Raw genomic sequence first — 6,715 nt, forward strand, 5'->3', positions numbered from 1 at the left:
CCCAACCCGCGATGATCACGCCATAGACCTCGATGGAGGTGATGGCCATCACCAGCAGCAAGCCAGCGTTGAGGTTGGTCAGCGCCACTTCGGGACCGAAGGGAATAGCCACCCAGGCGGCCAGGGCCGGCATGATGGCCATGACCGGACCCAGACGGAACAATCCTTGGTTAGCGGCGGTGGGGTTGATCAGCTCCTTGGTCAAGAGCTTGAGCGCGTCAGCGATCGGCTGCAACAGACCAAAGGGGCCCACACGGTTAGGCCCCATGCGCACTTGCATGAAACCCAGCAGCTTGCGCTCCCACAGCGTCAGGTAAGCCACAGCGCCCATCAGCGGAGCCAGCACGGCCACGATCTTGAGCAAGATCCAGATGACTGGCCACGCCATCGTGGTCCACCAGGCATCGGCCAGCAGGTTCAGGCCGGCGTTGTACAGCGCGTCGATCATGCGACCTCCTTGCGGGCGTCTGCGGTTTGCTGCAGCGATGCAGCGCGGCGCACGATGCCGTCGAGTTGGTAAATGGCAGCCACCACCGGCTCGCTGACCGAACCACCCAGACGCACATCGGCGCGAATGGCGTTGGACAACTGCAAAGGCTGAGCGGTGGCTTTGGCCAGTACCTCTTGCGAGGTTTCGAAATTGAAGCCCGGCACGTCGAGCAAGTTACCCAGCACGCGCAGCACTTTCCAGGCCGGACGGGTCTCGCCACGGGGCTTGACCACGGCGTGGAAGCTTTGCAGGCGACCTTCGGCGTTGACAAAGCTGCCCGAGGTTTCAGTGAAGGGGGCAATGGGCAGCAACACATCGCTGAACGCCATGTTGGCTTTGAACGGGCTGAGGGTGACCACCATCTCGGCCTTGTCCAGAGCAGCCACGGCAGCAGCGCCTGCAGCCGTGTCGAACTCGGGTTCGGTGTTCAGCAGGATCGCGGCCTTGAGGCTGCCGTCCAGCATTTGGGCAGTGTTCTTGCCGCCAGACTGCGGCTGGGCTTTGGCCCACTGCACGCCCACGGTGTTGGCGGCTTCGGTCAGGTAACCCACGCTGGCACCGGTCTGCTCACCGATCCAGTTGGCCAGGGCCAGCAGGCTCGATGCATTGGCGTGGTGCGCGGCACCGTTGCCCAGCAACACGGCTTTTCGTTCGCCGCTCAGCAGCGAGTTGGCAATGGCTTTGCCCTGCTCCGATGCCTCGCCAGCGACAGGCGCTGTCACGCCTTTGGCAACAGCGATGGCGGCAGCCACATCGGCCAGTGCCAGCGCCCAGTCGGAAGCCTCGCTCACCACAGCCGTGCTCAGCGGCATGGCCCAGGCGTCTGCCTTGGCCAATTGCTTGGCAGAGGCAATCGCATTGACTTGTGCGCCCTGGCGTGCAGCTTGGCGAATGCGCTGCGCGAACAGCGGGTGGTCTTTGCGCAGGTTGGAGCCCACGACCAACACGCGCTGCAGCGTGGACAGCGACGCAATGCTGGTCCCCAGCCATTGCACGCCCTCTCCTGCCACGAACTCGGCGCGACGCAGACGGGCATCGATGTTGTCCGAGCCCAGGGCGCGCAGCAGGTTACCGGCCAGGTAGGCCTCTTCCACCGTGCTGCTCGGGTTGACCAGCGCACCGATGCTGGAAGCACCGTGGTCACGCTGAATGTTCTTGAGGCCATTGGCCACGTACTCAAGCGCGGTCTGCCAATCGACTTCTTTCCACTGGCCGCCCTGCTTGATCATGGGGGCGGTCAAACGCTCTTCACTGTTGAGGGCTTCGTAAGAGAAGCGATCGCGGTCAGCAATCCAGCACTCGTTGACCTCTTCGTTTTCGAGAGGCACCACACGCATGACCTGGTTGTTCTTGACCTGCACGATCAGGTTGGCACCCGACGAATCGTGGGCGGCCACCGATTTGCGGCGCGACAGTTCCCAGGTACGGGCGCTGTAGCGGAAAGGCTTGCTGGTGAGCGCACCGACCGGGCAGATGTCGATCATGTTGCCCGACAGCTCGGAGTCCACGGTCGAGCCTAGGAAGGTCTCGATCTCGGAGTGCTCGCCGCGGTTGGACATGCCCAGCTCCATCTGGCCGGCGATTTCCTGACCGAAGCGCACGCAGCGCGTGCACTGGATGCAGCGGCTCATCTCTTCCATCGAGATCAGCGGGCCGACCTCTTTGTGGAAGACGACGCGCTTTTCTTCTTCGTAGCGCGACTTTGTGCCGCCATAGCCCACGGCCAAGTCTTGCAGCTGGCACTCGCCGCCCTGGTCACAGATGGGGCAGTCCAGCGGGTGGTTGATCAGCAGGAATTCCATCACCGACTTCTGGGCCGAAACGGCCTTGTCGGAACGGGTGCGCACGATCATGCCTTGCGTCACGGGTGTGGCGCAGGCGGGCATGGGTTTGGGGGCCTTTTCCACGTCCACCAGGCACATGCGGCAGTTGGCGGCGATGGAGAGCTTCTTGTGGTAGCAGAAATGCGGAATGTAGTGACCGGCTTTTTCAGCAGCATGCATGACCATGCTGCCTTCAGACACTTCCACTTTCTTGCCGTCGAGTTCGATTTCAACCATGTCGGTTCAACCTCAAGCGTAAGCACCGACCACACAGGTCTTGTGCGCGATGTGGTATTCAAATTCGTGGCGGTAGTGCTTGAGCATGCCGCGCACCGGCATGGCCGCTGCGTCACCCAGTGCACAAATCGTGCGGCCCATGATGTTGCCGGCCACGCTGTCGAGCAGGTCCAGGTCACTCATGCGGCCTTCGCCGTTTTCAATGCGGTCTACCACGCGAGACAGCCAGCCTGTGCCTTCGCGACACGGCGTGCACTGACCACAGGACTCGTGGGCGTAGAAGTACGACAGGCGCTGCAGGCTCTTGACCATGCAACGGGTGTCGTCCATCACGATCACGGCGCCCGAACCCAACATGGAGCCGCCTTCCTTGGCGATGCTGTCGTAGTCCATGGTCAGGTTCATCATGATCTCGGCCGGAATCACAGGCGAAGACGAACCGCCAGGAATCACCGCCTTGAGCTGGCGACCGGCGCGCACGCCACCAGCCAGCTCGAGCAACTTGGCAAAGGGAGTGCCCATCGGGATTTCGTAGTTGCCCGGACGCTCCACATCACCACTGATCGAAAAAATCTTGGTGCCACCGTTGTTGGGCTTACCCGCTTCAAGGTAGGCCTGGCCACCGTTGCGAATGATCCAGGGCACCGCAGCAAAGGTCTCGGTGTTGTTGATGGTGGTGGGCTTGCCGTACAAACCAAAGCTGGCTGGGAACGGTGGCTTGAAGCGCGGCTGGCCTTTTTTGCCTTCCAGCGATTCGAGCAGCGCAGTTTCTTCGCCGCAGATGTAGGCGCCGAAACCGTGCGAGGCGTTGAGCTGGAAGTTAAAGCCGCTGCCCATGATGTTGTCACCCAGGTAGCCAGCTGCGCGGGCTTCTTCGAGGGCTTCTTCGAAGCGCTCGTAGACCTGGAAGATTTCACCATGGATGTAGTTGTAACCCTGACTGATGCCCATGGCGTAGGCGGCAATCGCCATGCCTTCGATCACGGTGTGCGGGTTGTACATCATGATGTCCCGGTCCTTGCAGGTACCAGGCTCACCCTCGTCCGAGTTGCAGACCAGGTATTTCTGGCCGGGGAACTGACGAGGCATGAAGCTCCACTTCAGGCCGGTGGGAAAGCCCGCGCCGCCGCGACCGCGCAGGCCGGACTCTTTGACGGTGGCAATCACCTGGTCTTGCGTCAGGCCTTCACCGCCGTCCTTGCCCAAAATCTTGCGCAGGGCTGCGTAGCCGCCACGGGCTTCGTAGTCTTTCAGGCGCCAGTTGCTGCCGTTGAGGTCTGCGTAGATCTGGGGGTTGATGTGGCGACCGTGGAAACAGGTCTCCACGCCGGTGGCCTTGTAGCTGTTGAGGATCTGTTCAATGTTCATCTTCGCGTCCTCAGGCCTTTGCAGCACGCAAGCTGTCGATCAGCTGATCGAGCTTGTCGTGGCTCATGAAGCTGCACATGTGGCGGTCATTGACCAGCATCACCGGCGCATCGGCGCAGGCACCCTGGCATTCGCTGGGTTGCAGCGTGAACAAGCCGTCCGCGGTGGTTTCGCCAGCGTGCACACCCAGCTTGCTTTCGAGGTGCTGCAGGGCCTTCAGGCCGCCGCGCAGCTGGCAAGGCAGGTTGGTGCAGACGTTCAGCTTGAACTTGCCCACTGGCTTTTGGTTGTACATGTTGTAGAAGGTCGTGACTTCGTGCACGGCCATCACAGGCATGCCCAGGTAGTCGGCAACCAGCTGCTCGCTCTCGGGGCTGACCCAGCCCTGCTCTTGCTGCACGATCGAGAGGATCGGCATGACTGCAGACTGTTTTTGCTCCGCCGGGAATTTGGCGACTTCGCGCGCAAAACGCGCTTGGGTGGCTTCAGAGATCATCGATCAATCTCTCCAAACACAATGTCCATGGTGCCAATGATGGCCACAGCGTCGGCCAGCATGTGGCCACGGGCCATTTCATCAAGGGTTGCAAGGTGGGCAAAGCCCGGGGCGCGGATCTTCATGCGGTAGGGCTTGTTGGCACCATCGCTGACCATGTAGATGCCGAACTCGCCTTTCGGGTGTTCGACGGCGGCGTAGGCCTCGCCTTCGGGCACTTTGAAGCCTTCAGAGAAGAGCTTGAAGTGGTGGATCAGCGCTTCCATGTTGGACTTCATGTCCTCGCGCTTGGGCGCAGCCACCTTGGCGGTGTCATTGATGACCGGCCCAGGGTTGGCGCGCAGCCAGGCCACGCACTGCTGGATGATTTTGTTGGACTCGCGCATTTCCTGCACGCGCACCAGGTAACGGTCGTAGCTGTCACCGGTTTTACCCACAGGCACGTCGAATTCGACTTTGTCGTAAGCGTCGTAGGGCTGCTTCTTGCGCAGGTCCCAGGCAAAGCCGGAGCCACGGATCATGGGGCCGGTCATGCCCAGGTTCAGGGCGCGCTCGGGCGGCACCACGCCGATACCGACCGTACGCTGTTTCCAGATACGGTTGTCGGTCAGCAGGGTTTCGTACTCGTCCACACACTTGGGGAAGCGTTGGGTAAAGTCGTCAATGAAGTCCAGCAAGGAGCCCTTGCGGTTTTCATTGAAGCGGGCAATCGCACGCGCATTGCGCACCTTGGTGACCTTGTGCTGCGGCATGCTGTCGGGCAGGTCGCGGTACACACCACCCGGACGGAAGTAGGCTGCATGCATACGGGCGCCAGAGACGGCCTCGTACATGTCAAACAGGTCTTCGCGCTCGCGGAAGGTGTAGATCAGGATGGTGGAGCTGCCGCAATCGTTGCCGTGCGAGCCCAGCCACATCAGGTGGTTCAGGATACGGGTGATCTCGGAGAACATCACACGGATGTACTGCGCACGCAGCGGCACCTCAATGCCCAGCATTTTTTCGATGGCCAGGCAGTAGGCGTGCTCGTTGCACATCATGGACACGTAGTCCAGACGGTCCATATAAGGCAGCGCCTGAATGTAGGTCTTGTGTTCGGCCAGTTTTTCGGTGGCGCGGTGCAGCAGGCCAATGTGCGGATCAGCGCGTTGCACGACCTCACCATCGAGCTCAAGGACCAGACGCAACACACCGTGCGCGGCCGGGTGCTGGGGACCGAAGTTCAGCGTGTAGTTTTTAATCTCGGCCATATCAGTTCAGGCCTCCGTAGTTTTCTTCGCGGATCACGCGCGGCGTGATTTCGCGCGGCTCGATCGTGACGGGTTCGTAGACCACGCGCTGACGCTCTGCGTCGTAGCGCATTTCCACGTGGCCCGACAACGGGAAGTCCTTGCGGAAGGGGTGACCAATGAAGCCGTAGTCGGTCAGGATACGGCGCAGATCGGCATGGCCTTCGAACACGATGCCGTACAGGTCAAACGCTTCGCGCTCGTACCAGTTGGCCGAGTTCCAAAGCGCATTGACCGAGTCCACCTTGGGCAGATCGTCATTGGGGCACAACACCTTGACGCGCACGCGCTGGTTCAGGCTCACCGACAACAGATGCACCACCACACCAAAGCGCGGGCCCTCGGTGCCCACTTCGCGGTAAGCGCTGTAGTCCACACCGCACAGGTCGATCAGTTGTTCAAATTTGCAGTCTTCAGCGTCGCGCAATGTTTTCATCACGCCCACGTACTGGTCGGCGGTCACATGCACCGTCACCTCGCCCAGGGCGACAGTGATCTTGCACACATGGTCTTGCAGGGCCGCAGCCAGCTTGTCTTGCAGGTCTTCAGCACGGATGGCAAAGTCAGTCATCTGCATGCCTCCTTAAACGCGAGCAATCGTGTGTTCACGACGGATTTTTTGCTGCAGCTGCATGATGCCGTAGATCAGCGCTTCCGCCGTGGGCGGGCAACCGGGCACATACACATCCACCGGCACCACACGGTCGCAACCGCGCACCACCGAGTAGCTGTAGTGGTAGTAACCACCGCCGTTGGCGCATGAACCCATGGAGATCACCCAGCGCGGCTCGGACATCTGGTCATACACCTTGCGCAGGGCCGGAGCCATCTTGTTGCACAAGGTGCCGGCCACGATCATCAGGTCCGACTGACGCGGACTGGCACGAAACACCTCGGCACCAAAACGGGCCAGGTCGTAACGGGCCGTGGCCGCATGCATCATCTCGACCGCGCAGCACGCCAGACCAAAGGTCATGGGCCACAGCGATCCGGTTTTGGCCCAGTTCACCAC

Annotated in this window: 7 protein-coding genes; all 7 read right to left on the bottom strand. The window is 61.1% G+C overall.

The window, feature by feature from the left end; all coding sequences use genetic code 11:
* Window positions 1-448: NADH-quinone oxidoreductase subunit H (locus tag AAFM15_RS11485; RefSeq protein WP_341686849.1), on the bottom strand; the 448-nt coding region annotated here is incomplete at its 3' end.
* Complete coding sequence (gene nuoG, locus AAFM15_RS11490; protein WP_341686850.1) at window positions 445-2,550, bottom strand: NADH-quinone oxidoreductase subunit NuoG; 2,106 nt, start codon at window positions 2,548-2,550, stop codon at window positions 445-447. The genes nuoG and AAFM15_RS11485, both read right to left, overlap by 4 nt.
* A gap of 12 nt (window positions 2,551-2,562) precedes the next feature.
* Window positions 2,563-3,918, bottom strand: coding sequence for an NADH-quinone oxidoreductase subunit NuoF (gene nuoF, locus AAFM15_RS11495; protein ID WP_341686851.1), 1,356 nt, complete (start codon window positions 3,916-3,918; stop codon window positions 2,563-2,565).
* A gap of 10 nt (window positions 3,919-3,928) precedes the next feature.
* Window positions 3,929-4,414 (bottom strand): NADH-quinone oxidoreductase subunit NuoE, encoded by a 486-nt coding sequence (gene nuoE / locus AAFM15_RS11500; RefSeq protein ID WP_341686852.1) that lies wholly within the window; start codon window positions 4,412-4,414, stop codon window positions 3,929-3,931.
* The gene (locus AAFM15_RS11505; RefSeq protein ID WP_341686853.1) at window positions 4,411-5,664 is read right to left on the bottom strand and encodes an NADH-quinone oxidoreductase subunit D; all 1,254 of its coding nucleotides are present in this window, start codon (window positions 5,662-5,664) and stop codon (window positions 4,411-4,413) included. The genes nuoE and AAFM15_RS11505 overlap by 4 nt, the downstream gene beginning before the upstream one ends.
* A 1-nt stretch (window position 5,665) precedes the next feature.
* Window positions 5,666-6,274, bottom strand: coding sequence for an NADH-quinone oxidoreductase subunit C (locus tag AAFM15_RS11510; protein WP_341686854.1), 609 nt, complete (start codon window positions 6,272-6,274; stop codon window positions 5,666-5,668).
* 12 nt (window positions 6,275-6,286) lie between these two features.
* Window positions 6,287-6,715: NADH-quinone oxidoreductase subunit B family protein (locus AAFM15_RS11515; protein ID WP_341686855.1), on the bottom strand; the 429-nt coding region annotated here is incomplete at its 5' end.

This window comes from Limnohabitans sp., assembly GCF_038134685.1.
GTDB lineage: Bacteria > Pseudomonadota > Gammaproteobacteria > Burkholderiales > Burkholderiaceae_C > Limnohabitans_A.